At 55.7% G+C, this 22,431-nt stretch carries 14 protein-coding genes and 1 pseudogene; 8 read left to right on the top strand and 7 right to left on the bottom strand.

What is annotated here, in order from left to right; all coding sequences use genetic code 11:
- Nucleotides 1-123: 123 nt before the first annotated feature.
- Nucleotides 124-294: pseudogene (locus KRAC_RS61040) on the top strand (IS607 family transposase); the annotation flags it as partial.
- A gap of 77 nt (nucleotides 295-371) precedes the next feature.
- The gene (locus tag KRAC_RS07510) at nucleotides 372-1,667 is read left to right on the top strand and encodes an RNA-guided endonuclease InsQ/TnpB family protein (RefSeq protein WP_007905747.1); all 1,296 of its coding nucleotides are present in this window, start codon (nucleotides 372-374) and stop codon (nucleotides 1,665-1,667) included.
- 179 nt (nucleotides 1,668-1,846) lie between these two features.
- Here the strand turns inward: KRAC_RS07510 and KRAC_RS07505 are convergent, their stop codons facing one another.
- From KRAC_RS07505 to KRAC_RS07495, 3 genes are read right to left on the bottom strand one after another with little or no spacing between them, the layout of a single operon-like run.
- Nucleotides 1,847-3,943 carry a xanthine dehydrogenase family protein molybdopterin-binding subunit gene (locus KRAC_RS07505; protein ID WP_007905745.1) on the bottom strand — a complete coding sequence of 699 codons (2,097 nt, stop codon included), beginning with the start codon at nucleotides 3,941-3,943 and terminating at the stop codon, nucleotides 1,847-1,849.
- The gene (locus tag KRAC_RS07500; protein WP_007905739.1) at nucleotides 3,940-4,938 is read right to left on the bottom strand and encodes an FAD binding domain-containing protein; all 999 of its coding nucleotides are present in this window, start codon (nucleotides 4,936-4,938) and stop codon (nucleotides 3,940-3,942) included. Before KRAC_RS07500 ends, KRAC_RS07505 begins: the two co-directional genes overlap by 4 nt.
- The gene (locus KRAC_RS07495) at nucleotides 4,935-5,441 is read right to left on the bottom strand and encodes a 2Fe-2S iron-sulfur cluster-binding protein (protein WP_007905737.1); all 507 of its coding nucleotides are present in this window, start codon (nucleotides 5,439-5,441) and stop codon (nucleotides 4,935-4,937) included. Before KRAC_RS07495 ends, KRAC_RS07500 begins: the two co-directional genes overlap by 4 nt.
- 389 nt (nucleotides 5,442-5,830) lie before the next feature.
- Between KRAC_RS07495 and bcp the strand changes: the two genes are divergently transcribed.
- The 6 genes from bcp (at nucleotide 5,831) to KRAC_RS07465 (ending at nucleotide 11,625) form a co-directional block, all read left to right on the top strand.
- Nucleotides 5,831-6,328: a thioredoxin-dependent thiol peroxidase gene (gene bcp / locus KRAC_RS07490; protein ID WP_007905733.1), complete on the top strand. Its 498-nt coding sequence runs from the start codon at nucleotides 5,831-5,833 to the stop codon at nucleotides 6,326-6,328.
- A 197-nt stretch (nucleotides 6,329-6,525) separates the two neighbouring features.
- Nucleotides 6,526-6,786 carry a glutaredoxin family protein gene (locus tag KRAC_RS07485; protein ID WP_007905731.1) on the top strand — a complete coding sequence of 87 codons (261 nt, stop codon included), beginning with the start codon at nucleotides 6,526-6,528 and terminating at the stop codon, nucleotides 6,784-6,786.
- Between the two features lie 36 nt (nucleotides 6,787-6,822).
- On the top strand, nucleotides 6,823-7,479 hold the full coding sequence (locus KRAC_RS61035) for a DUF2085 domain-containing protein (protein ID WP_007905727.1): 657 nt from the start codon (nucleotides 6,823-6,825) through the stop codon (nucleotides 7,477-7,479).
- Between the two features lie 282 nt (nucleotides 7,480-7,761).
- Nucleotides 7,762-9,249: a tRNA (N(6)-L-threonylcarbamoyladenosine(37)-C(2))-methylthiotransferase MtaB gene (mtaB, locus tag KRAC_RS61030; protein ID WP_007905725.1), complete on the top strand. Its 1,488-nt coding sequence runs from the start codon at nucleotides 7,762-7,764 to the stop codon at nucleotides 9,247-9,249.
- Nucleotides 9,227-10,387, top strand: a complete 1,161-nt coding sequence (locus KRAC_RS07470; protein ID WP_040442091.1) for a Vgb family protein — start codon at nucleotides 9,227-9,229, stop codon at nucleotides 10,385-10,387. Before mtaB ends, KRAC_RS07470 begins: the two co-directional genes overlap by 23 nt.
- A gap of 44 nt (nucleotides 10,388-10,431) precedes the next feature.
- Nucleotides 10,432-11,625 carry an MFS transporter gene (locus KRAC_RS07465; RefSeq protein WP_007905723.1) on the top strand — a complete coding sequence of 398 codons (1,194 nt, stop codon included), beginning with the start codon at nucleotides 10,432-10,434 and terminating at the stop codon, nucleotides 11,623-11,625.
- Nucleotides 11,626-11,702: 77 nt separating this feature from the next.
- Here KRAC_RS07465 and KRAC_RS07460 read toward each other — a convergent pair whose 3' ends face one another.
- The 4 genes from KRAC_RS07460 to KRAC_RS07445 all read right to left on the bottom strand — a co-directional run bounded on the left by KRAC_RS07460 (nucleotide 11,703) and on the right by KRAC_RS07445 (nucleotide 22,296).
- Nucleotides 11,703-13,751 (bottom strand): S9 family peptidase, encoded by a 2,049-nt coding sequence (locus KRAC_RS07460; protein ID WP_007905722.1) that lies wholly within the window; start codon nucleotides 13,749-13,751, stop codon nucleotides 11,703-11,705.
- A gap of 100 nt (nucleotides 13,752-13,851) precedes the next feature.
- Nucleotides 13,852-15,567 (bottom strand): M14 family metallopeptidase, encoded by a 1,716-nt coding sequence (locus tag KRAC_RS07455; RefSeq protein WP_007905721.1) that lies wholly within the window; start codon nucleotides 15,565-15,567, stop codon nucleotides 13,852-13,854.
- A gap of 159 nt (nucleotides 15,568-15,726) precedes the next feature.
- Nucleotides 15,727-16,554, bottom strand: a complete 828-nt coding sequence (locus KRAC_RS07450; protein WP_007905720.1) for a hypothetical protein — start codon at nucleotides 16,552-16,554, stop codon at nucleotides 15,727-15,729.
- A 624-nt stretch (nucleotides 16,555-17,178) separates the two neighbouring features.
- Entirely contained in the window at nucleotides 17,179-22,296 is a 5,118-nt protein-coding gene (locus KRAC_RS07445; RefSeq protein ID WP_007905719.1) for a hypothetical protein, read from the bottom strand.
- Between the last annotated feature and the right edge of the window lie 135 nt (nucleotides 22,297-22,431).

Here is a 22,431-nt window from a genome sequence, read left to right as displayed (position 1 = left end):
CCTCGCGTCTTGCATCCCTCGTGCGCGTTCCGCTCGTATCTCCCTTGTCCCTCGCGTCCTACGAGAACAGGAGATACATACTAGGTATTGACAACGTGTGCGAAAGTAAGTGAGAATAAGTAGATATACGCAGTCGTACCGTTTGCCAAGCAGGTGGATGTCAGCGTGAAAACAGTGCAGCGCTGGGACCGAGAAAGCAGGCTCAAAGCCAAAGGAACGCTTTCTGGGCGTCGCTCCTCTCATGAGGTCGATCTGACCACGGCGCTCAACCTTCCGAAGCTGCCAGCCGCTCGCTGAACGAGAGCCACTTGCCGGGTGTCGAGTCCTGCTCAACTGGAATTCCCGCAAAGCGGGAGAAAAGGCGCTCAAGGATGAAAACCGCACACAAGATTCGGATGAACCCCACCCCTGAACAGGTGGAGTATCTCAAACGAGCCTGTGGCACGAGGCGGTTTATCTACAACTGGGGACGGGAGCAGTGGGAGAAGCAGTATCAGGCGTACAAAGCCGAGCAGGAAACCGTTCCCGAAGAGCAGCGCGTGCTCAAACCGCCATATGCCCTCGCACTCAAGAAGCAATTCAACCAGATCCGGGAGCAGGAGTATCCGTGGACCTATCAGGTGACGAAGTGTGTGGTGGAGGGTGCGTTCGATGACCTCAAAAACGCCTATGACAACTTCTTTGCGGGCCGAGCGAACTACCCGCAGTACAAGAAAAAGGGGAAGTCGCACGAGTCGTTCTATCTCTCCAACGATAAATTCACCTTGGGAAGCCATTGGATCTCGATTCCCGGACTTGGCCGCTTCATCCTCGATCAGCGCCAAACGAAGAAGGACCGAGGCAAGCTCTTACGCAGACTGGGAACGGTGAACCTCGCCGAAAAACTGCGCTTCGTCGAAAAGGGGAAAGCCACCACTCCCACGAAGAAGCGCAACCAGCGCAAGCACGTCGTGTGCGAACGCGTCAAGATCCTGGGGGCGACGGTCTGCTGTGAAGCGGGGCACTGGTACGTCTCCATCCAAGGAGACATCACACGGGAGCGCCCCACAACGCCCGAAGCCGTGGTGGGGGTAGATGTGGGCGTAAAGCACGCTGCTGTGGTGAGCGATGGGCGCAGGCTTGAGAACCAAAGGCCATTAGCGCTCCATCTCAAGAAACTCGGCAAGCTGCAACGCCAACTCAGTAAGAAAGAGAAGACGAAAGACCCGCAAACCAGGCGAACCGTGTTCAGTAAGAATTACGAGAAGCAACGACTCAAGGTCGCACGCAAGCATCAGCAGATCGCCAACATTCGGCGGGATGTGCAGCACAAGTTCACGACCGAACTGGCGCGCACCTGTGGGGCCATCGGCATCGAAGACCTCAACATCCTGGGGATGATGGCCAACCGGAAGCTCTCGCGTGCCGTGGCCGATGCCGCGATGGGGCAACTGTTGCAGTTCCTCAAGACCAAAGTGGCCAACGCCGGGGGAGAGCTCTTCATCGCCTCGCGCTGGTTCCCTTCGACCAAACGCTGTTCGTGCTGTGGGCAGGTCAAAAAGCGCATGCCGCTCAAACACCGCACCTATGAGTGCGTGGCCTGTGGGCTGGTGATCGACCGGGATCTCAATGCCGCCTTGAATTTGCTGTGGTTCGCAACAGAAGAGCTTCGCCAGCTTCACGCGTAAAGCTGGCCGTCCTGGAGAGTGGCTACCGCCGGACGTAAAATGCCTGGGGAGTTGATGTGAGACCAAAACGGGAGGGCCGATCCAAAGGTTCCCGTGCGCTGGCTATCGACGATGAAGCAGGAAGAACTGACCGCTCGAGGGTGTTTACACACGTTCGAGTATGAGAAAGGTAGCAGTTGTCACGACAAGAACTTATCCAGTGTGATAGGCAGGTCGCGCACACGAATACCTGTCGCGTGATAGGCGGCGTTGGCGATTGCGGCAGCTGTGCCAACGATCCCGATTTCGCCTATGCCTTTTGTGCCCAGCGGGTTCACATGCGGATCATCCTCTTCGAGCCATACCACGTCAATTGTGCCGACATCCGCGTTGGTCGCGATATGGTATCCCGCGAAATCGTGGTTCACATAATTCCCAAAGCGCGGATCCAGTACGCTCGCTTCGTGTAGCGCCATTGACAGGCCCCATGTCATTCCTCCCATAAATTGGGAATGGGCCGTCTTCGGGTTGACGATGTTCCCGGCGGCAAAGACTCCCAGGAGCCGTGGCACGCGGATTTCGCCGGTATCTCTATTGATATGCACCTCGGCGAATTGTGCGCCAAAGGAATGCATGGCGAACTGTTGCAACTCGGGATTGGCGTCAAATGTGCCACTTGCCGAGAGCCCTTCCGCTGGTATGACTCCTCCACATTCGTCTCGCAGCTTTGTGTGGAGCGCGTTCGCCGCGTTAAAGATAGCCCATCCCCACGAGTCGGTACCCGATGAACCTCCGGCATAGCCCGCCGCTGGCTGGTCGCTATTGCCTATCATGAGCTGAACCTGCTCTAACGGTGCTTCGAGCACATCCGCCGCGATCTGAGTGAGCGCCGTGCGCGCTCCAGTTCCGATGTCTGTGGCGTCGATATGAACCTGGTAATTTCCCTTGTGGTCAACCTGCGCGGACGCCGACGCAGGGGAGTAGTAGACCGGGTACGTTGAGGAAGCGACGCCAGTTCCGATGAGCCAGCGTCCTTCTTGCCGCGCCCGGGGAGTCGGATCACGCTGTTGCCAGCCGAAGCGACGCGCCCCTTCCCGCAGGCAGGCGACGAGCCCGCGACTGCTAAAGGGATGTCCCGTTTCAGGGTCAATCGTGGGTTCGTTGCGAATACGCAACTCAATCGGATCAATCCCACAGGCAATGGCCAACTCGTCCATTGCAGACTCAAGAGCGAACATACCCGAGCACTCGCCTGGAGCGCGCATATATGTTGGCACAGGCATGTCTAGTCGTGCCACCCGGTGTGTGGTGCGGCGGTTGGGAGCTGCGTACATGCGCCGCGCCACAACAGCGACATGTTCGGCGAATTCATAAGAGGTCGAGGTTTGTTCGATCACATCGTGCGCAATCGCCGTTAAATGGCCATTGTTATCTGCACCAAGGCGGATGCGCTGTATTGTTGGAGTACGATAGCCAGTCAGCGAGAACATCTGTTGCCGTGTGAGAGCAAGCTTCACCGGTCGTTTCGTCACCTGCGCTGCCATGACGGCGAGGATGATGGGTGGGTGCGCAGATAATTTGGAACCGAAGCCGCCGCCAACATACTGTGTGATGATGTGAATACGCTCGGGGGGCTGCCTGAACGCCGTTGCAATGGTGTCCCGGATGGCATGGGGTCCCTGGTTTGAATCGTAGATGGTGATGCCAGCGTTGTCCCAGATCGCAATGCTCGCATGCGTTTCGAGTGGATTGTTATGCTCAGCTGGGGTGGTATAGGTCTGGTCGAGCAAGACAGCCGCAGAGTTCAGCGCGCCCTCAACATCCCCATCGAATCTGTCGGTCACATCTTGCCCTTCATGGACTGTCGGTGGCTTGTAGAGAGCCTTGTCATCAGCGCGCAGTTCGACGTGATGGGGCAACTCCTCGTAGTGCACGACCACGAGTTCCGCTGCCTGCCGCGCGATCTCAGATGTCTCGGCAACAACAGCCGCGACAAATTGACCATGATAAGCCACGGCATCTGTCTGGAACACCTCCAATTCCGTGTTGGCAAGGTGCGCAAGCCGTGGCGCGTTCTCGTGCGAGAGCACCGTGATGACGCCGGGCCGCGCTCGCGCCGCGCTCGCATCGATTGCTGAGACTCGCCCTCTGGCGATGGTGCTCTGGACCGGGAAGGCATAGGCTGCACCCTCGACCGGGTACTCGTAGGCATATTTCGCCTTGCCAGTGGCCTTTTGAATGCCGTCGATTCGATTGATTGGCGCACCAATTGAGCGCGTAATAAGTTGCATCTTCATGGCTGGTTTTTCTCCTCTACAAGGTCAAGCAGCATACGCGCCAGGGTATTGCGGGTAAGAGGGATTTTGAAGGCGTTACCAGGCAATGGTTGCGCGTCAGCCAGCTCGGCATCGGCTGCCTGGCGGAAGAGTTCCTCGCTCGCGGGTTTGCCGCGTAGCGCTGCTTCGGCCTTCTTCGCCCGCCAGGGCATGGGTGCGATGCCGCCAAAGGCAATACGTACGTCGCGGATAACGCCATCGGCGAAATCAAGCGCTGCGGCAACCGAGACAAGCGCGAAGGCGTAGGAGGCCCGGTCGCGTACCTTGCGATAGCGCGAGTGTGTTGCTGCGTATGGCAACGGCGGCAGGTCAATGGCTGTAATCAACTCTCCATGCGTAATTACCGTATCGTGCTGCGGTTCGTTGCCCGGGAGACGATACAAGTCCATGAGTGGAATGGTGCGTTCCCCGTGTGGTCCCTGTGTGCGCACAAGCGCGTCAAGGGCGACCAGAGCGACGGCCATATCTGAGGGATGTGTGGCAATACAGTTCTGCGAGGTACCGAGGATGGCGAGGTCGCGGTGATATCCATCGCGCGCAGCACAGCCACTGCCAGGCTCGCGCTTGTTACATGGTTTCGAGATATCTTGAAAGTAGATACAGCGTGTGCGCTGTAACAAGTTGCCACCCGTTGTGGCAAGGTTGCGCAGTTGCCCGGAAGCGCCTGCGAGCAACGCCTGCGAGACCAGCGGATAGCGTGCGCGGATCGTGCGATCCGCCGCCAAGTCGCTGTTGCGCACCATCGCGCCAATGCGCACACCCCCATCAGCCAGCACTTCGATATGATCATAGGGCAGGCGAGTAATATCGACGAGCAGATCAGGGTGCCGCAACCCCAGTTTCATATGATCGATGAGATTTGTTCCTCCACCGAGATAGGCCCCATTTGGCGCCTGGGCAAGGAGCGCAATGGCACTGGAAGCATCGCTGGCGCGCTCGTAGCGGAAAGGATTCATGGTAGTACCTCTTTAATCGCAGGAACGATGTTGGCATACGCGGCGCACCGGCAGAGATTGCCACTCATGCGTTCACGAATCTCCTGATCATCGAGCGTGATATGTTCAGCGTTCACGTCAGGGCTAACCACACTGGGCCAGCCAGCCTCGGCCTCGCGTAACATGCCGACCGCCGAGCAAATTTGCCCGGGAGTGCAATAGCCACACTGGAGAGCATCGTGATCAACGAACGCGCGCTGGAGCGGATGGAGATTCTCGCCATCGGCCAGCCCTTCGATGGTGACGATCTGAGTGTTCTCAAAGGCGACGGCCAGGCTGAGGCAGCACGTGATTCGTCGGCCATCTACCAGGATAGTACACGCGCCACACTGGCCATGGTCGCAGCCCTTCTTGGGGCCCGTAATCCCAAGGCGCTCGCGCAGTGCGTCCAGGAGGGTCGTACGGGTATCAACGGATAGCCGATGCATCGTTCCGTTTACCTGTAAAGTAATCTCAAGGTCCATTATTTCTCTCCTGTGAAACGGAACTCGCAGTTTGCGCCGAAAATGCATGACAATGCGTAGCGGCTAACTCTGGTCACGTCAAACCAAATCGACATATACTATTATAAATTGAATAAAAAAACACAACAAAAATGCATCTCGGGCATTGATGTTTTCTCTTTGACACATCAATAATATCAATGGGCGAATGAAGCGGCCTTATGAGGAGATTTTGGAATGGTCTCCATGTGAGAGGAACTAGAAAAGCACCGGGTCGCAAGCTTAGCGGAAATATCCGGTTTCACTCTTGCCCATCAGACCCTTACCGGAATTTTGAGGTTTTTTTACGTTGGGACCCCATTGTGGTACACTGAAGGTCAATGAAAACCATTTTGAAGTGAGGTCGTTTTATGAGTGAGATACAAGTCGAGGAGCAACAGCTTGCTCCTGATTTCACCTTGCCTGCGATTGGCAGCGACGACGTGGTAAAAAACGGCCAGGTGCAGTTAAGCGCACTCCGCGATCACGTTGTTGTATTATACTTCTATCCAAAAGACGATACGCCAGGCTGTACTCTGGAAGCTTGCTCGTTCCGCGATGCCAATCACCTGATGCAGCAGCGCGGAGTTGTGGTGCTGGGCATCAGCAAGGATAGCGTGAAATCGCATCAGAAGTTTGCTGAGAAGTTCGGCCTGCCCTTCCCGCTGCTCTCCGACACCGAGGCACAGGTAGCCCAAAGCTATGATGTGTATAAAGAGAAGAGCATGTACGGCAAGAAATACATGGGCGTTGAGCGCGCCACCTTCTTGATCGATAAAGAAGGCGTCATTCGCAAAATCTGGCCCAAGGTAAAGCCCGACGATCACGCCAACGAAGTGCTTGAGGCAGTCGAGGCTCTTCAACTCTAAGTCTGCTGCCAGCCTTGGCTCGTGTAACGAGCCTTCTGAGTAAGGTGTGTGCGCGTGGGAAGCAGGGCATGCCCTGCTTCCCACGCGCACACACCTTACTCCCTATGAGACAACGGACTTATAGCATTGCCTTCTTGCAGAGGGCGTAGTATGATTAAAAGCGAAGCTAGCAGATGTGCGGGAAAGGAAGCGGATTTTTGAGCGAAGCGTCACCCCAGGCCTTGCCGAAGGTCATATTCTATACAAAAGCAGGCTGCCATCTCTGTGATGAGGCCCGCGACATATTAGATGAGATCGCGTCCGTGGTCGAGTTCCTATTAGACGAGGTCGATATTCGCAGCGATATGGCGCTCTTTGAGACGTATCGCTACCGTATCCCCGTTGTAGTACGTGATGAAACTATTCTCGCCGAGGGGCGTATAGAGTATGAGACACTGGCGAGCGCCTTTGGCGTATAGCGTTATAGAAGAAGGGCAAGCGAAGGTTAAAGCATCATGGCAACATCTTCTCTGCATACAACTGGGCGTGGTAAACAGCAGCTACCATTGAGGCCGGGTCAACTTTCCCGACCAGCTCGCAAGCAGCCCCGTATCATTCAATCCCTGTCGGACTTCTCTAATAAGATGGGAGATTTTCTCACCGAGCACTGGGCGACGATTGTTACCGTCGGTCTGGGAATACTCGTTTTTGCCGCCATCTCTGTCCCCTTCCTCTCCTACCTGGGACTGGACGTCCTCTCTAAGCCCATTTTCTACACGCTGCACCTAGTCTGCGCGCAGATTCCCTCGCACTCCTTCTACATCTTTGGTCACCAGCTCGGCATGTGCGCACGCAACTTTTCAATCTATACCTCGATGTTCATTGGCAGCCTGATCTTTACCCTCTCCAAGAAGCGCATACCCGGCATTCCCTGGTGGTTCTGGGTGATCCTGATGCTTCCCATCGCCTGGGATGGGCTAACGCAGATGTTCGGTCTACGCGAAAGCACCTGGCAGCTCCGCCTGTTGACAGGTACGCTCTTCGGCCTCGGCAATGTCTGGTTCGCCCTCCCCATGATGCAAAAGAGCCTTTTACTTCCCGTAGCCTCTCCCTATCCTACGAGGATACCGGGCCAACAGAACATCGTTGCAGCCTCTTCTCAGACTGAATAAGCAAGCAACGACTCAACTCTTCGCGCCTGCGGCGCTCAGAGGGTAAAAGGATGTGTGCGTGGCAAACGGCAAAGCCGTTTGCCACGCACACATCCTTTTACCCTCCGGCGAGCTTGCGAGCCGGAGCGTGGAGCTATGGCTGGTATCCCTACAGCCACAAAAAGGCTGGAAACACTATCCAATCAAAGCATAATGCGCTATAATCATGCACAGATACCAACCAACTCTTAAGACAAACCCTCCTGGATAACGTAAAGAGCGCGTGGAAGAATAGTAGTAAAGATGCCTGAGCACACAACACAAGAAACCACATTCGCCGTTACGACGCTTGGCTGTAAGGTAAATCAGGCCGATAGCGAGGCTATTGGTGAGCAGATGAGCACTGCTGGCTTTATTCAGCGTGGCTTTGACGAGGCCGCCGATATCTATATTGTCAACACCTGCACCGTGACGCATCTGGGCGACCGCAGCTCGCGCCAGCTTATCGCACAGGCCCAGCGCCGCCATCCAGACGCCTTTCTCGTGGTAACCGGCTGTTATGCCGAGCTGAATCCGCAGGGCGTGGCCGCGCTCCCCGGCGTCGATATGGTGATTGGCAACACTGGCAAAGACTCGCTGGTCGAGACCATTAAGCAGCGCTATGAGTCGATGGCAGGCCAGGTCGCTTCTGTAGAGCCAGAGGCGCCCACTCCTCCTATAGATGAGATGCTTGCGCGCCGCGCTCTGCCCGTCTTGCCGCTGGATACGCAGCATATCGGGAGCGATAATGCCCTGGATCTCCTACCGGCAGAGCCTGAGCCTGCGCCTGAAAATCCCTCCAGCCTCTCGCCCTTTACCGATAATACGCAAACCACTGAGCAGGCTAATGCGCGCATCTTCTCGCGTACCCGTGTGCAGATGAAGGTTCAGGACGGCTGTAATAATCGCTGTACCTACTGCATCGTTCCCTACGTGCGCGGCAACTCGCGCAGCCGGACCATCGACTCTGTCGTGGAGCATGTGCAGCGCAAGGCGCGCGCGGGCTACCAGGAGATCGTGCTGACTGGTATTCACCTGGGCGACTACCATCCGGCAGGGGATGAACAGAAGGACCTGGGTGACCTGATCGCGACCCTCCTGCGTGAGACCGATATGCCCCGCATCCGCGTCTCCTCGCTGGAGCCTGAGGATTTCCGCCTGGAATGGCTGGACCTCTGGCAGGACCCGCGTATGTGTCGCCACTTCCACCTGCCCATGCAGAGCGGCTCCGACAACATCCTGCGTCGCATGGCTCGCCGCTATAATAGTGCCCGCTATCGCGAGATTATTCTGACTGCCAAGCAGCGCATCCCGGGTGTGGCCATCAGTACCGATATCATCACTGGTTTCCCTGGCGAGACCGATGAAGATTTTGAGCTGACCTATCAGCTTGCGCAAGAGCTGGAGTTCGCCAAGACGCATGTCTTCCGCTTCTCCGCCCGCCAGGGAACCGCAGCCGCACGCATGCGTGGACAGATTAAGGACGTGGTCAAGAAGGAGCGCAGTGCTCGCCTGCTTACCCTGAATGAGGAACATAGTCGCCAGTTTCGCCAGCAGTTCCTGGGCCAGACCGTGGATGTGCTGATCGAGCAGTCCAAGCACGGTTACTGGGAGGGCCTGACAGATAACTACCTGCGCGTTGAACTGCATGATCTCCCCAATCCTGAGGGCGCCTGGCAGCATAAGTTGGTCACTGCACGTCTCTCGCATCTGGTTGATGATGGCATCCATGGCGAATATGTGGCGTACTAAAGGCCTGCCCTATACTCAACAAAATCGACGGCTGACGTGGCTGCTACCCTTGCTCTGCCTGTTCCTCTGGCTGCTGCCTGCCTGTAGCAATTTTACCCAGGATAACCAGGCGGGTAGCAGTAACGGCACTCAGGATGCTCCGCCCCTGACCCTCTCTACCTCGGGACGTTTTCGTGAATATACACTGCCACAAGCCCATAGTGGCCTGATGCGGCCCGCTGTCGACTCACAGGGCCGTATCTGGTTCTCCGAGATGTCGCGTGGCTACCTGGCGGTCCTTGATCCCCGAACGCGCGCGCTACAACAAATGACGCCTCCCGAGAGCGCGGGTGGCTTGATGGGGGTCACGGTTGCACCCGACGATACGATCTGGTTTGCCGAGGAGTATGGCAACTTTATTGGACACTACGATCCACGTTCGGGACAGTTTAAAAATTACCACCTGCCGACCTTGAGCATTCCCGATCCTCAGGATGCGCAGAAGACACTGAAGCTCTCTTCGGCCCCCAACGAGATCGTCTTCGATCCCCATGGCAACGCCTGGTTTACCGAGCTGAATGCCGACTCCGTTGGCATGTTGAATACGAAAACGGGCAAGGTCCAGCAGTATCCGCTCTCCGCTCAGCCCAGCGTGCAGAAGCTCAATCCCTACGGCCTGGCGCTGGACCGCCAGGGTATGCTCTGGATAACATTATCGAGCTCCGCCCAGCTTGCGCGCCTTGATCCCGCCAGCGGCAATGTGCAACTCTATCCTCTGCCCGATCCTCAGCTCTACTTGATGCAGGTCACCAGCGACCGCCAGGGTACTATCTGGGCTACCGGCTTTAACAAACTCCAATTGCTGAAGTTTGAGCCGGCCAGTACGTGTTTTACCTCGTACCTGGTCTCCTCAAAGAAGAGTCAGGAGACAGGCGGGACAGTCTATGATGTCGTGGCGCTGAGCAACGGCGATATCTGGATGAGCGTACCTTCTGAGAACGCCCTGGCCCGTCTCGACGCGAAGTCGGATACACTTACCTTCACGCCGCTTCCAACGAGTGGTGCCTATCCGCTCGGTCTTGCCCTCTCCAGTGATGAAACGCAACTCTGGTTTACTGAGAGCGCTAGCGACAAAATAGGCTCCTATCAATTAGGATAGCGCACATAATTAATTATTCTGGTCGGATTAGAAAGACAAATGTAATGCTTTCACCTCTTGCTGACTTGAGAAAAACCATTCTGGGATTCCCTCAAGCGTTCTGGTTCTTATGGGGAGGAACGTTACTCAATCGTGTGGGGATGCTTGTTCTCCCTTTTCTTGCTATCTATCTTACATCTGAGCGCCATCTTCCTCCCCAGGTCGTCGGCCTGATCGTGGCCCTTCCAGGGCTAGGAGGTATTCTGGCCTCGCTTCTGATGAGCCTTCTCGCCGACCGTTTGTCGCGTAAATTTATCTTTGTCGCCAGTCTCTCCGTGTCTGCATGCTTTTTGCTGACTATTCCTTTTCTCTCCTCTCTTCTCTGGTTAGCAGGAATGGTTCTACTCTGGAGCATCGCTAGTGAAGCTCAGCGGCCTCTTGCTGGTATGTTAGTGATGGACCTGGTCTCACATAAGCAGCGGCGGCAGGCCATCTCTGTGTTACGTCTGGCAATAAATGTTGGGAGCATGGTGAGTGCGTCGATTGGTGGACTTATCGCCTCTCAGGCATTCCTTCCCCTCTTTGGCGCAGATGCAGGGACAACGTTGCTCTTTGCACTCTTTATGCTTCTCCTCTTTCCTCGTCCCGTGTCTCCTCTGCCAAAAGTTCAGGCATCGCGTCCATCTCTGGCTCTGTTCGCGCCTTTTAGAGACCGGGCATTTCGCCGCATCTGGCTTGTAGGTTTCTTCACTACTATGGTTTTGAGCCAGCAAACAACAACCTTTGCTGTGTATCTTACGAAGCTGGGTGGAAGTCCAGCGTTCTATGGTGGGTTGATGGCGGCAGGAAGCTTTTTAGTGATTCTCCTGGAAGTTCCTTTGACGGCTTTCTTTCAGCGTGTGCAATCTGGCCGCGTTATGGCGCTGGGAAGTCTTATCTTAGCTCTCGCGGCGGGAACATGTAGCCTGGTTGCTGGACCCTACTGGTTGGCACTCCCACTTCTTGCTTTTGTCTTTGGAAACATGCTTTTCTCGCCTCCTTACGATACGATTGGAGCTGATCTCGCACCAGTTGAGCAGCGAGGAACTTACATGAGCTTTCTATGGATTGCGACAGGCCTGGGGTTTGCTCTCGGACCAGTTCTTGGGGGAGTATTACTCTCCTATTCACCGCTGCTTTGCTGGAGTATTGTAGGTGGTATTGGTCTTTTAGCTGTTACTCTTGCTTGGAACATTGGATCCGTATCCCATGATGCATAAGATTTTGATAAACCCTCAGGAATAGAAGGAGCGCGTCCTGGCATGCCAGGACGCGCTCCTTCTATTCCTGAGGGCTGCTATTGTAGGTACTTCGCGAACCAGCTCTGGATGTGGCGCAGGCGCTCCTGGCGTGAGCGTGGATGCCCGCCACGTGAGAGACCATGGCTCTGCCCCTCAAAGCGTACCAGCCGTACCTCGCGTCCCATATACTTGAGCGCGGCGAAGAGCTGTTCCCCCTGCTCGATATTACAGCGCAGGTCCTGGTCGCTGTGGATGATGAGGAGCGGCGTACGAATATTCTGCACATACTTGATGGGCGACATATTCATATACTTCTCCAGGTCCTCCCAGGGCGTGGTATCCAGGTTATCATAGCCCAGGTCCCAGCCGATATCACTTACGCCAAACATGGTTGCCATGTTGCTGACACAGCGGTCGGTGATCGCGACCTTAAAGCGGTTGTTGTGGCTGATCAGCCAGTTGGTCATAAAGCCGCCATAGCTGCCCCCAGTAACGCCCATGCGCTGAGTGTCGATATAGCCACGCTGTACGACCTCGGCGACGCCGTTCATGATATCGATGGGATCCTTCTCGCCCCAGGCCCCGCGTACAGCATGCGCGAACTCAAAGCCATAGCCGCAGCTGCCGCGTGGATTGGTGTAGAGGACGACATACCCCTCGGCAACGAGAAGCTGCATCTCGTGGAAGAAACCATAGCCGTACTGTGTTTGCGGCCCTCCATGAATCTCCAGGACCAGTGGATACTTCTTGGAGGGATCAAAGTTGTGCGGCTTTAAAATCCAGCCATCCATGGGCCAGCCATCAGCCCCCTCATAGGTGAAGTGCTCTGGCGTTGCCAGCTGGAGCTCGTTGAGCAGGGCATCGTTGAAGCCAGTAATCTTGCGCAGTTCGCCATTGGTCTTGGCTGAGCGTACGAAGATCTCCTGTGGGTGCGTGGCGTCGGCAACGTTCATCGCAAAAATCTGCTTGCTGTGATCGAGGCTAAAGTCACGCACATGCACATTACCGGGGGTGACTGTTGGCGGCTCTTTGCCCGCGCCATTGGTGGTGGAGATGGCATAGATACGCGAGGCGCCCCGATGCGAGGAGAGGACATAGAGCGTCTTGCCATCGGCTGACCAGGCAGGCTGCGGCATCAAGTGCTCGTCGCCAAGGTCGCTATTGGTGAAGTCGAGGGCCGTTCCCTCAAACTCAGGCGTCAGGTTTTTCGGCTCGCCTTTCTCTGCGCTGGCGCCGATGGTGTAGAGATAGGCGTGTCCCGCCGAACCCACTTTCTTTGACGCGATAAAGGCGATCTGCTGTCCATCAGCTGACCAGGATGGCGAGGCACATCCCATGCTGCCATCGGTCAGGACGCGTGGCTCACCCACAACCTTGTTATCCTGAAGCGCGAGTACATAGATGTCGGCCCCTGGAATGCGCCAGCGCTCCTCGTTGCGGTCAGAGGTGAAGGTGATCTGCTTCCCATCAGGAGACCAGGCAGCATCGCCATCGTTCCAATCGCCATCTGTCAATTGCTGTGGCTCTCCGCCCTCGCGTGGGATCAGGAAGAGATGCGCGCGGCGCTCATAAATAAAGCCAACGCCATCCAGGCGATACCAGAGCTGGTCTATCACATGCACTTTGGGCAGCGCCTTGCCGTCTTCCGTCTCCTCATCAGCAGGCCCGACCTGTGCGCTGAAGAGCAAGTGCTTGCCATCGGGTGACCAGGCGGGAGATGAGGCGCCATGCTCCATGAAAGTAAGCTGGCGCGCCTCGCCACCATCGGTGGGCATGACCCAGATCTGGGGCTTATCCTTGCCCGGCTTCTTCTGCTCTTTCTTCTCCGTCGTGGAAGGCTGATCGCTGCTCTCTCGCTTGGCGACAAAGGCCAGCCAGCGTCCATCAGGCGACCAGGTTGGTGCGCTGGTCAGTTCGGTCTCCTGGGTAAAGCGGCGCGCCTCTCCACCCTCGGTAGGACTGATCCAGATGCTTGAACGATAGGCATGCTTCTTGTCGTCGATGCGTGTCACGACATAGGCGACTTGTTTGCCATCTGGGGAGATGCGTGGCCTATCGATAAACTGCATACGATAGAGGTCTTCAATGGTGATGTTCCGTGTCATGAATCCAACCTTTCTGGTAATGTGTAGGGGCAGAGCTTGCTCGGCCTTCTCTCGTGAGGGCAGGCTATGCAAGCAGGGTCCCTACACTTACACCTATATCTTAGCCATTTTCGAGGATAATGGTGTGTCGTAGAACACCAGCGCGCTGTGCCTGGACTGTTAGTTCTAGTGTAGCATGTGTTGGTCCCTTGATGGTCCATTCTACTTTACAGCGATGGTCAGTAATGCTGCGCCCATAGCTCCCTTGCAGCTTATTAGAGCGTCCCTCCAATTGGCCCACCTCTTGATACTGTTTCCCTTGCAGCAGTTCGACCTCCTCTGGCAGGCTCAGGGTTACTTGAATGGGACGCACCACTCTGCGCTCACGAGCCTGGGCGCTGGTGTCTGTGGGGAGAAAGCCATTGTTTTCGATAATGGCAGTGATACGGTAGATCTGCTCTGCTTGCTGTTCCACCTTGAGCGCGTAGAGACTGAGGTAGGGATTGAGCGAGGCATGCATCAGGGTGAATGCGCTATGTTTTTCGCACATCTCTGGCAGATAACGTAACGGTGCGTTCTGTCGGTAGAGCTTACTCTTCCAGCCGCCGATCTCAACCGGTCCCAGTTGCGGATGCTCAAAGGGACGCCAGTCCTCGAAGGCCTCGCCCTGCATGACCTCGTCGTTCCACTGCATCAGTTTAATGTCATCCTCCTCTGGGTGCCAGCGCATCCAGGGAATGAAGTCGCGTGGTCCGATGCCTGCTGTGGTGGGTAGGTCCCAGAGTTCAACTGTAAAGCCAAACCAGCCCAGGTGATCATAGGCATAGTCATCCATCGCGCCCTTTGTCAGATCTTTGGGACCGTAGCGGAAGCCATGATAGGTTGAGACGGCTGGATAATCCGTGATCTTCTGACTCCTCTCGCCAAGGAGCTTGAAGACCTCCAGGTCTGAGGGCAACATCTCATCGTCAGACTTGGTGCTGTATGGACGTAGCAGGACGCCGGAGGTGGTGTGGTAGGAGGCAAAGCCTGAAATATTTGTATGGGTGCGCCAGAACTCGGCCTCGGCTCGTGTCTCTGGCTCTGAGAAGGGATAGGCCCCAGCGCCAGACTGCTCATTCTCCGCTGCCCATTGATAGGGGTAGTTGCGGTTGATGTCCAGACCCTCTTTGCGTGGAGCAAGAGGAATAAGGTAGCCATCATAATTGCGGATGATGCCCTCGGTCATCAGGTGATAGTAGGTTTCGCCTTCTTCATCAATCTCGCGGCGGCGCATAATGCGTGCATCGCGCCTGGAGCTTTTCCAGACCCCATTGGGGTCTGGGACGCGCATCATAAGGATCTCGCCATCCCCATCAATGTCTTCGGGATAGAGTCCATCAGGATCATGGGTATCGTCATAGGGATAGGGCCGGGTACTGCTGCGCAGAGTATAGGGTGTAGTCAGGTAGCGTTCCGCTCCATCCACACTCAGGCGCGGCAAAATATAGAAGGTGGTGCGGTCAAGCAGGCGTGTGATTTTTTCGTCCTGCCCATAGTGTGTCAGGTATGACCAGATGGTATACAGGGCGACGGTTGAGCCAGTAACCTCACCCGCATGTGTATTGCCATCGATCCAGTAGGCTGGCTTTTCCAGGGCTGGCCCCGTTTCCTGATTAGTCAGAGTAATGAGCCAGATCTCACGTCCTTCCAGGCTTTTACCAATAGACTCGATGGTAGCAAGCTGGGGGTGCGCTTCGACAAGTTCAAAGAGGAGTTGGGTCAGCACCTCGTAGGTGTAGTATGAAAGCTTTCCTTGCTGAGGATCGAACTCCTGATGAACAATAGCATTGGGCATGGTGATATCCTGTCTCTATTCTAAAAAAGGCCCTCTATTAGCCTGGCGTTGCATTGATGAAGGGGAATGTTTGGGGCACTATAGGACGAGCATTCTGCCCTTAAGTGGGGTATCACCTGCTGTACGTTTGAGGGCGTACAGCAGGTGACCGAGGCTGTTTTACGCCTTGGGGCGGCGTCGGCCTCGGCGCTCACGCTCCATAGCGAAATCGAGCGTTTCGTGCAGGCGCTCAAAATCGTCTACATCGAGCTGAAGCTCTACTGCGGGCAGATCGTCAGGGCGCGCGCGCCCCTCTTCAAAGAGCTGAAGCACCATTACCAGCTCAACCTCGATGTCGATGACACCGCTGCTGGTATCGATTTCAAGCTCTCCCTCTTCGTCGTCGTCATCATCATTGTCTTCGCTGGTGTGAGGGCGAGGAATGAACTCAATGTTGGTGCGCGCGCACTTGAAGCGTCCCGTTAACTTGAGCGCGTCAGTAGAAATCTCTTCGGCCAGTTCGCGTACAACTTCCATCATCTGGCTAAAGGCGTCTTGCAGTTGTTCTAACGCGTCATCATCATCCCCGAGAGCGTCTATCTCTTGCGAGAGATCCCCGCTGGTCTGGTTGCCGGGGATGCCTGCTTCTGGTAAGCGCTGGCGTGCAAGCTCATTGAGTTGTTTGAGTGCCTGGGCGAAGGCGGGGGAGAATGTAGAACCATCTTTTTCGCTGGTCTTCGTCTCGCCTTCATGAGCTACGCCTACCTCCTGGCCCTCGCCTTCCTCATGCTCCGTCTCCTCCTCACTTTCCAGACCTACGGCTGCCTCGACCATGAGAATTTGTTGGTGCAGTTGTTCGGCCACCTCGCGAGGAAAGTAGGCTAAGATTCTTGCCTGTCTTGACGCTGCGAGTAACTCAAATTGGGGCCAGTCCCGATAACGTTCGCGGCCCCGCAAGTATCTCACTTCCACTAATCCCAAGGTGTCTAACCGCAACGATAGATCCATGTCTTCCTCCTCGATAGCAGAATGAACCCGGCTGCATCTTCCATATGTTCCGCCGTTCCTGGCTCTTTGCACGTATTGCTTCTGCTCGTGTATTTTTTAGGCAAGAGAGTACATACCCCTGTTCTCCGGGGTATATGTATTGGTAAGAAATAGGTATGTAAATAGCCGTCCTCGCCAACTCACCCTGGCGCTATCACCCTTACTTGGCACCAACAAACTCTCCAGGTTGTGATCCTTCTATTGCCCTGTTTCGTGCTGAGGGCGTGTCACCTCTCAGCAGGTTTCAAGCTATAAGCCGTAACGCTTCCCTGATTGTGCAGGAAAACAGGAAATTTGGCGCAGCCCTGGCGAACTGGTCCAGAGATGCGTATGTGTATGCTGTTGAGAACCAGTTGAGATGTCCCAGGTATACTGTCCCATCATATCACAACAGGCGCGAAATAATACAACTAGCAGTACATATTTTGCCCTTTTTTAGTACTGAATCGGATTATTGACAAATTCTAAAGCTATTTTCGCTTCTAAAGGATTCATAATTTACTCATGCCATGATAATTGGTGGATACATAGTGTGGAGAGGAAATACCAGAGGCATTCTCCCACCACACCATGTATACGTTTTGTTTACTGCCACTGGGTCCAGGCGGAGCGCAAGCGGTGGCGAGTCAGGCTTAAGGCCGTTGCCAGGACCAACAAGCTGAGTCCCATAATGGCCAGGGCGAGCGAGGATGGCAGGCCGAGCGAAGGCAGGAAGAGCGCGTGCATAGCCGCGATTACTACCAGGCCCGCCCCACTAAGCACAAACACGCGGATGTGGGTTCCGATACCTACCAGCAGCAGTATCAGGGCCTCTCCTCCCAGGAGCAGCGTGGGCGCCAGCTCAGACCCTTGGAAGCTGAGCCAGAGCGTGGGGAGGAGCAGGAGGGCCGTGCCAGCCAGTGCACACAATTGGGCACCCGCTCGCTGTTGTGGCAGTCCCTCATCCCGTTGCAGGAAGGCCGCAATCAGAATAAGAGCTGTCGCTGGCGGTAACGTGAGCACATCAAACTGCGTCTGCTGAAGCGCCAGCAGTTCCCATGATAGAGCCAGACTAGCAAGTAAACAGGCGCTATAGTAAGTCCAGCTCTGCCACCCTACTCTCTTTTGCGTATAGCCATAGACCGCGATGAGCATAGACAGGACCAGGAGCGTGAAGGCGCCGGTGTGGGCCAGGACCGGTATACTGCTGCTTAATCCTCCCTGCATAATCACGTTGCCAACCACCAGAACTTGCCCCATGAGACTGACGATTGTGGCAAGCCCTGATGTGGGGAGCCAGTGCGTGCGTGGGCGTAGCCTGTGCCAGAGCCATTGTGAGGCAAAGATGAGCATATTGAGAGCGCTATATGCCAGGGCAGCCTGCCAATTTGTGAAGGGCAGAGTGGAGATGGTCCACAGGGCCAGGGCACCGGAGAGAAGTACAAGCTCTGGCATGCGTTCCACCAGCATTACGACAAGACTCAAGGCGAGTAGTGCCACCAGCATGCCTGAGGGAAGACCCGCATAGTGATGTTGCGTAATCTGTACCTGCCAGCCAAACATAAGCAGCAACCCAAGTAGGCTGGCGAGGTACCAGGAGGCATTCCATGGTAAGACCAGAAACTGGGTCTCCCTCTCTTGCTTCTTGCCTCCTCTGGCAAAGAGCTTTACCAGGCGTCCCGTGAGCAATCCAACACATCCCAGGCCCAGGGTAAGAACGAATAAGTACGTGCTTTGCTGCTGCACCTGCTGTGCCGAGCATGCCTGTGTAACGGGATCGCATGTGAGTACCCTGGTTGCCAGGAGCAGGCCCCAGGCGGCAAAAGCCAACACCAGCGCCTGCCAGCGTGTCGGCACCTTGCGCTCATTAAGCAGGACACCATAGGCGACGAGCGCGTACACGATGAGGATATCTGGCACGGCGGTATAGAAAGGAAAGTTGACGTTTGAGAGCGAGCCATAGATTCCTGTCAACAGGGCTGAAGCCAGGGTGGTGGCATAGAGTGGCAAGCTATAGTTGTGCCACCAGCTACGCTTCTCGTCTCTTTCCCCACCGCGAAAGAAGGCTATATACTTGCTGACGCTTCCTAGCAGGGCAAAGGTTAGCGCGATCAGCACAGGACGATAGAGATCACCCAGCGCGCCCGCGTAATATACCGACCAGGTCGTGTACACAGGTGCCAGCCATGTAAAGAACGGATCTTCGCTTACCAGTCCACCTACGTAGAAGAGTTGCGCGCAGAGCAAGAGAACCCAACTTGCGCTTGCCATTTCACCATAGATGGCGCCCTGCACGCCAAGTGCGATAGTAGCAACATTCGCGCAAACTGTGAGCGCCAGCGCCTGGCGTGGCCCACGCCACAAGCGGATACCGAGCGCGAGGAGAATACTGGTGGGCGCAAGCGAGGTAAGAATGGCAAAGGTATTGATGGGCAGGCAGAAGGCCCAGATTGTGCATATGCCAGCGAGCCAGGTAACCTCATGCTCCTTGCTGAGCAGACCCGCAATATAGTAGAGTGCGGCACAGAGCAGGAGCAGCCAGAAGGTTGCGAGCAAGATGGTAGAATTCCCACTCATCGTTCCCATCAACCCTGCATCGAATGTTGCCAGGACAGCTATCACGAATATTGGCAGGGCCTGCGCTCTCCCCATGAGAAGACGTATTCCCAGCGCCAGTAGTATGCAGAGTGGCGCGATCCAGACGATCATATTAAAGGTATTGGCGGGAAGGAAGAGGCTCCACGCCGCGAAAAGCACGGCGATCCAGGTCTCTTCGAGTCCCTTGCTGAGCAGACCCACGCCATAGAAGAGGGTCGCGCAGAGCAGGAGTAGCCAGAAGGTCGCGTGTAATGTCGCCTGGTTGCCGCTGCTGGTTCCCAGTACACCTAGCGTGATGGTCGCTATCAGCGCGGTGACGCCCAGGGCAATACTATAAGTGCGCCCAAGCCAGAGGTGTGCGCCCAGCATGAGCAGGATGCTGATCGGGGCTATCCATGTCAGCAAGGAGAAGTTTGCAAACGAGCAAGCGATAAGCAGAAGCAATGTGGCCGGAGTGAGGCCAGTCACGGCAGGCTCCTGGCTGATAATGCCTGCTACATAGTAGAGTGAGGCACACAGGAGCAGAACCCAGGTGGCGAGCGTCGCTTCATGATGAACGCTTCCACTAATGCCAACCATCAGTGTCGCCAGAAGGGCGCTTGTTGCCAGAGGTGCGCTCCAGATTCTCCCAAAGCGCATGCGCGCAGCCAGTGCGACGAGAATGCTCGTTGGAGCAAGCCACGCCAGGAACAAGAAGCTATTGCTGGGCAGGCAGATGGCTACGCCCGCGAAGAGCGCGGAGACAATCAGCCACAAGGGCCTGCGTGCCAGGATTGCACCGATATACCAGGCCGCAGCCAGGAGTGCCAGTTCCAGGAGAATAGGTACCGCGATGGGCTGCAGGTTCTCGGCAAGCACGCCCGTTGTTGCCCCAGAGAGTGTCTGTAAGCTCTCCATGCTCGCATAGAGGAGGCCATACAGCAATCCCTGGAAGAGGGCAGGCCATTCCCAGGTGATTCGCTGGTATCTTGTCTCGACTCTACGAGGCCAGCGTTGCGCAAACTGGCGCGAGATCCCCGCTGCGAGTACAGGTAGGACCAGGCAGAGACTAAAGAAGAACGGAATATAGTCAAAGAGCGGTCCTATTGCCAGGACGCCTAACACCATTGACAGTGCTAGAAGGCCAGGACGCCGCTGCGCAATGGCAAGCCCGTAGCTGATTATTTCGAATCCCAGTAGCAGGCTGAGCTGAATGGCTGCTGTCTGCGAGAGGGCGAAAAACAACGTCAGGCCCATGCCAGTGAGGGCGACAAGTTCAATGGGGGTGCTCCAGGCCTGGCTATATTTCGCGTGTGCCTGAAAGCTCAGGGCGGTAAGCAACAGCGTGACGCCCAGGAATAGCCAGGTGGGATGAAGCGAGCTGAGCAGCAGAGCCTCTCCGCAGAGCCAGTAGAGTAAGAATCCGCAGAGAAGGAGGAGCCAACACCAGCGTGCCTGAGCAGGAGCCAGTTGACGCTGCAACTTGGTATGCAATTGGACGCTACTGAGCGTCAGGAGTAAACCAAGGATGCAAACCGCCAGGGTCGCGAAGCTATCTATCATAGCTGTGGGAGTGTGAAGGGGCGACCAGTCGTTATGAGTAAAGGTCTTAAGGAACACGTATAGGGGCATGCTTGCTTCACCGACCAGGGGAGCGAGCGCTATCAGTGTCAAGCCTATGCCTTCTAGTTGTTTCTCCAGGCCCTGCGTTCTGAACTGGCGCATGAGCGAAGGCGCGAAGCGCAGCAATATGTGATAGTAGGCGGCCACGCTAATAAGTACGACAGCGTAGCCAGCCGGACGTAGTGAGCAGGCAAAGGCGATGGTGAGTGCCAGGACGACAGGGAGGTAGCACGTTGCAGCGACCCAATATATATTACGTGTCCGCCAGGCCATACCAGCGCACCAACCTAAAAGCAACGCGATCTGTCCACAGAGCGCAATCTTCTCCTCCAGGTTGGAGACGCCGGGCAGAATGGTGTACTCAGATGAGAGCGCTATCGCTATAGTCAAAAGGGCTCCCAGCGCGCAGATGCCTACCCAGAGGTACATGCAGACACGTAGTGGATCGTGCAAGACCGCCAGCCTCCCATCAAAGATGCTTGCGCTATTCTTATCGGGGGGAAGACAGAGCATCGCACCAAGTGCCAGCAGCATTGGCCCACAAAAGAGCCAGGGCAGGGCCAGGTGAAAGGCGTTAATGGTCGCGACATCAGCGATGCTTAGCGCCGCCAGTGAGAGGTAGCTAAAGAGGCTAAAGCGCTGATAGATCGCGAGCGATCCGTACGCTATTGCCGCATATGCCGTGACCATGGCTACCAGTGCCGCGGGTGAAAATGTCACCAGGCTTCCAGACGCCAGGCGGTATGCAGAGAAGCTGACCAGGGGAATAAGCAAGGCAAAGATGGCGGTATAAATGATCGAGACGACCCGAAAACTATCGAACCTGCGCGTTATAATCCCGGTGGCGCCAAAGACCATATGCACCAGGAACATGACAATAAATGACTGCCACAGGTCCGTAGCCGTAGCGATAAAGCTAAGCGACCCTGTGAGCAGAAGAAACGCGCCCAGCGAGGCCACAATATTGATGGTCTGGTCCTCAAAAAAGGTACGCAACGAGAACATCTGGCGCGGAGGTCGTGCCACGGCCTGAGGCTCTGGATTGGGCGCAAAAGCCTCCTCAGACCGACTTGTGTTTGCTGTCACAGGTATGGCTGGACTTATTGGGCTTTGTGCTGGTCCAGGCTGGACGACTCGTGTTGGCTCTACTGATGGCATACCATTGTGTATATGCTCTACAGGTGCGCTGATAGGAAGTGTAGGCACCTGTTTCTCACTCATGACAGATGGCGCTTGAGCGCTCATAGCTGGCGCGGGCGGGGTTAGCGGCATTGGCGCTGGTATCTCCAGGCGTATCTGCTGAAGCGTATTAAGTCGAGCCTGGTGTTGCACGATCAGTTGCCCTACAGTGATGTTTCTATGCTGGTAGGTTGCGACCCGCACCAGGTCCTGAAGCGACCTTCTAAGAAAGCCCTTCTCTTTCTCTAGCTCGATTGGATACTGGCAGCGAGGGCATTCCTCCCCTGGAGGGCTGCCATAGATGGGTAGCTTGCAGCCAGCGCACCATTGTGCAATAGTAGGCATATATCCCTCTCTTTCGCTATGTCTCCCGCTTTACAGGAAAACTCATAGCCTTGATGCTTAAAAAACAGGATTAATGAGTGCATGTATACGTTACAAAGCATTGTACGTTCAATAAACGCTACTGCTGAGTGTCAT

This window comes from Ktedonobacter racemifer DSM 44963 (genome assembly GCF_000178855.1).
In the GTDB taxonomy this organism is placed as follows: Bacteria; Chloroflexota; Ktedonobacteria; order Ktedonobacterales; family Ktedonobacteraceae; genus Ktedonobacter; species Ktedonobacter racemifer.
This window is presented reverse-complemented; position numbering and strand designations above follow the sequence as displayed.

What these genes read in the sequence shown, in the direction of transcription:
- KRAC_RS07500 (WP_007905739.1), bottom strand. Translation starts at nt 4,938, where the DNA reads ATGAATCCTTTCCGCTACGAGCGCGCCAGCGATGCTTCCAGTGCCATT.
- KRAC_RS07445 (WP_007905719.1), bottom strand. Translation starts at nt 22,296, where the DNA reads ATGCCTACTATTGCACAATGGTGCGCTGGCTGCAAGCTACCCATCTAT.
- KRAC_RS07465 (WP_007905723.1), top strand. Translation starts at nt 10,432, where the DNA reads ATGCTTTCACCTCTTGCTGACTTGAGAAAAACCATTCTGGGATTCCCT.
- KRAC_RS07470 (WP_040442091.1), top strand. Translation starts at nt 9,227, where the DNA reads ATGGCGAATATGTGGCGTACTAAAGGCCTGCCCTATACTCAACAAAAT.
- KRAC_RS07510 (WP_007905747.1), top strand. Translation starts at nt 372, where the DNA reads ATGAAAACCGCACACAAGATTCGGATGAACCCCACCCCTGAACAGGTG.
- KRAC_RS07505 (WP_007905745.1), bottom strand. Translation starts at nt 3,943, where the DNA reads ATGAAGATGCAACTTATTACGCGCTCAATTGGTGCGCCAATCAATCGA.
- KRAC_RS07455 (WP_007905721.1), bottom strand. Translation starts at nt 15,567, where the DNA reads ATGCCCAATGCTATTGTTCATCAGGAGTTCGATCCTCAGCAAGGAAAG.
- KRAC_RS07460 (WP_007905722.1), bottom strand. Translation starts at nt 13,751, where the DNA reads ATGACACGGAACATCACCATTGAAGACCTCTATCGTATGCAGTTTATC.
- bcp (WP_007905733.1), top strand. Translation starts at nt 5,831, where the DNA reads ATGAGTGAGATACAAGTCGAGGAGCAACAGCTTGCTCCTGATTTCACC.
- mtaB (WP_007905725.1), top strand. Translation starts at nt 7,762, where the DNA reads ATGCCTGAGCACACAACACAAGAAACCACATTCGCCGTTACGACGCTT.
- KRAC_RS07495 (WP_007905737.1), bottom strand. Translation starts at nt 5,441, where the DNA reads ATGGACCTTGAGATTACTTTACAGGTAAACGGAACGATGCATCGGCTA.
- KRAC_RS61035 (WP_007905727.1), top strand. Translation starts at nt 6,823, where the DNA reads ATGGCAACATCTTCTCTGCATACAACTGGGCGTGGTAAACAGCAGCTA.
- KRAC_RS07450 (WP_007905720.1), bottom strand. Translation starts at nt 16,554, where the DNA reads ATGGATCTATCGTTGCGGTTAGACACCTTGGGATTAGTGGAAGTGAGA.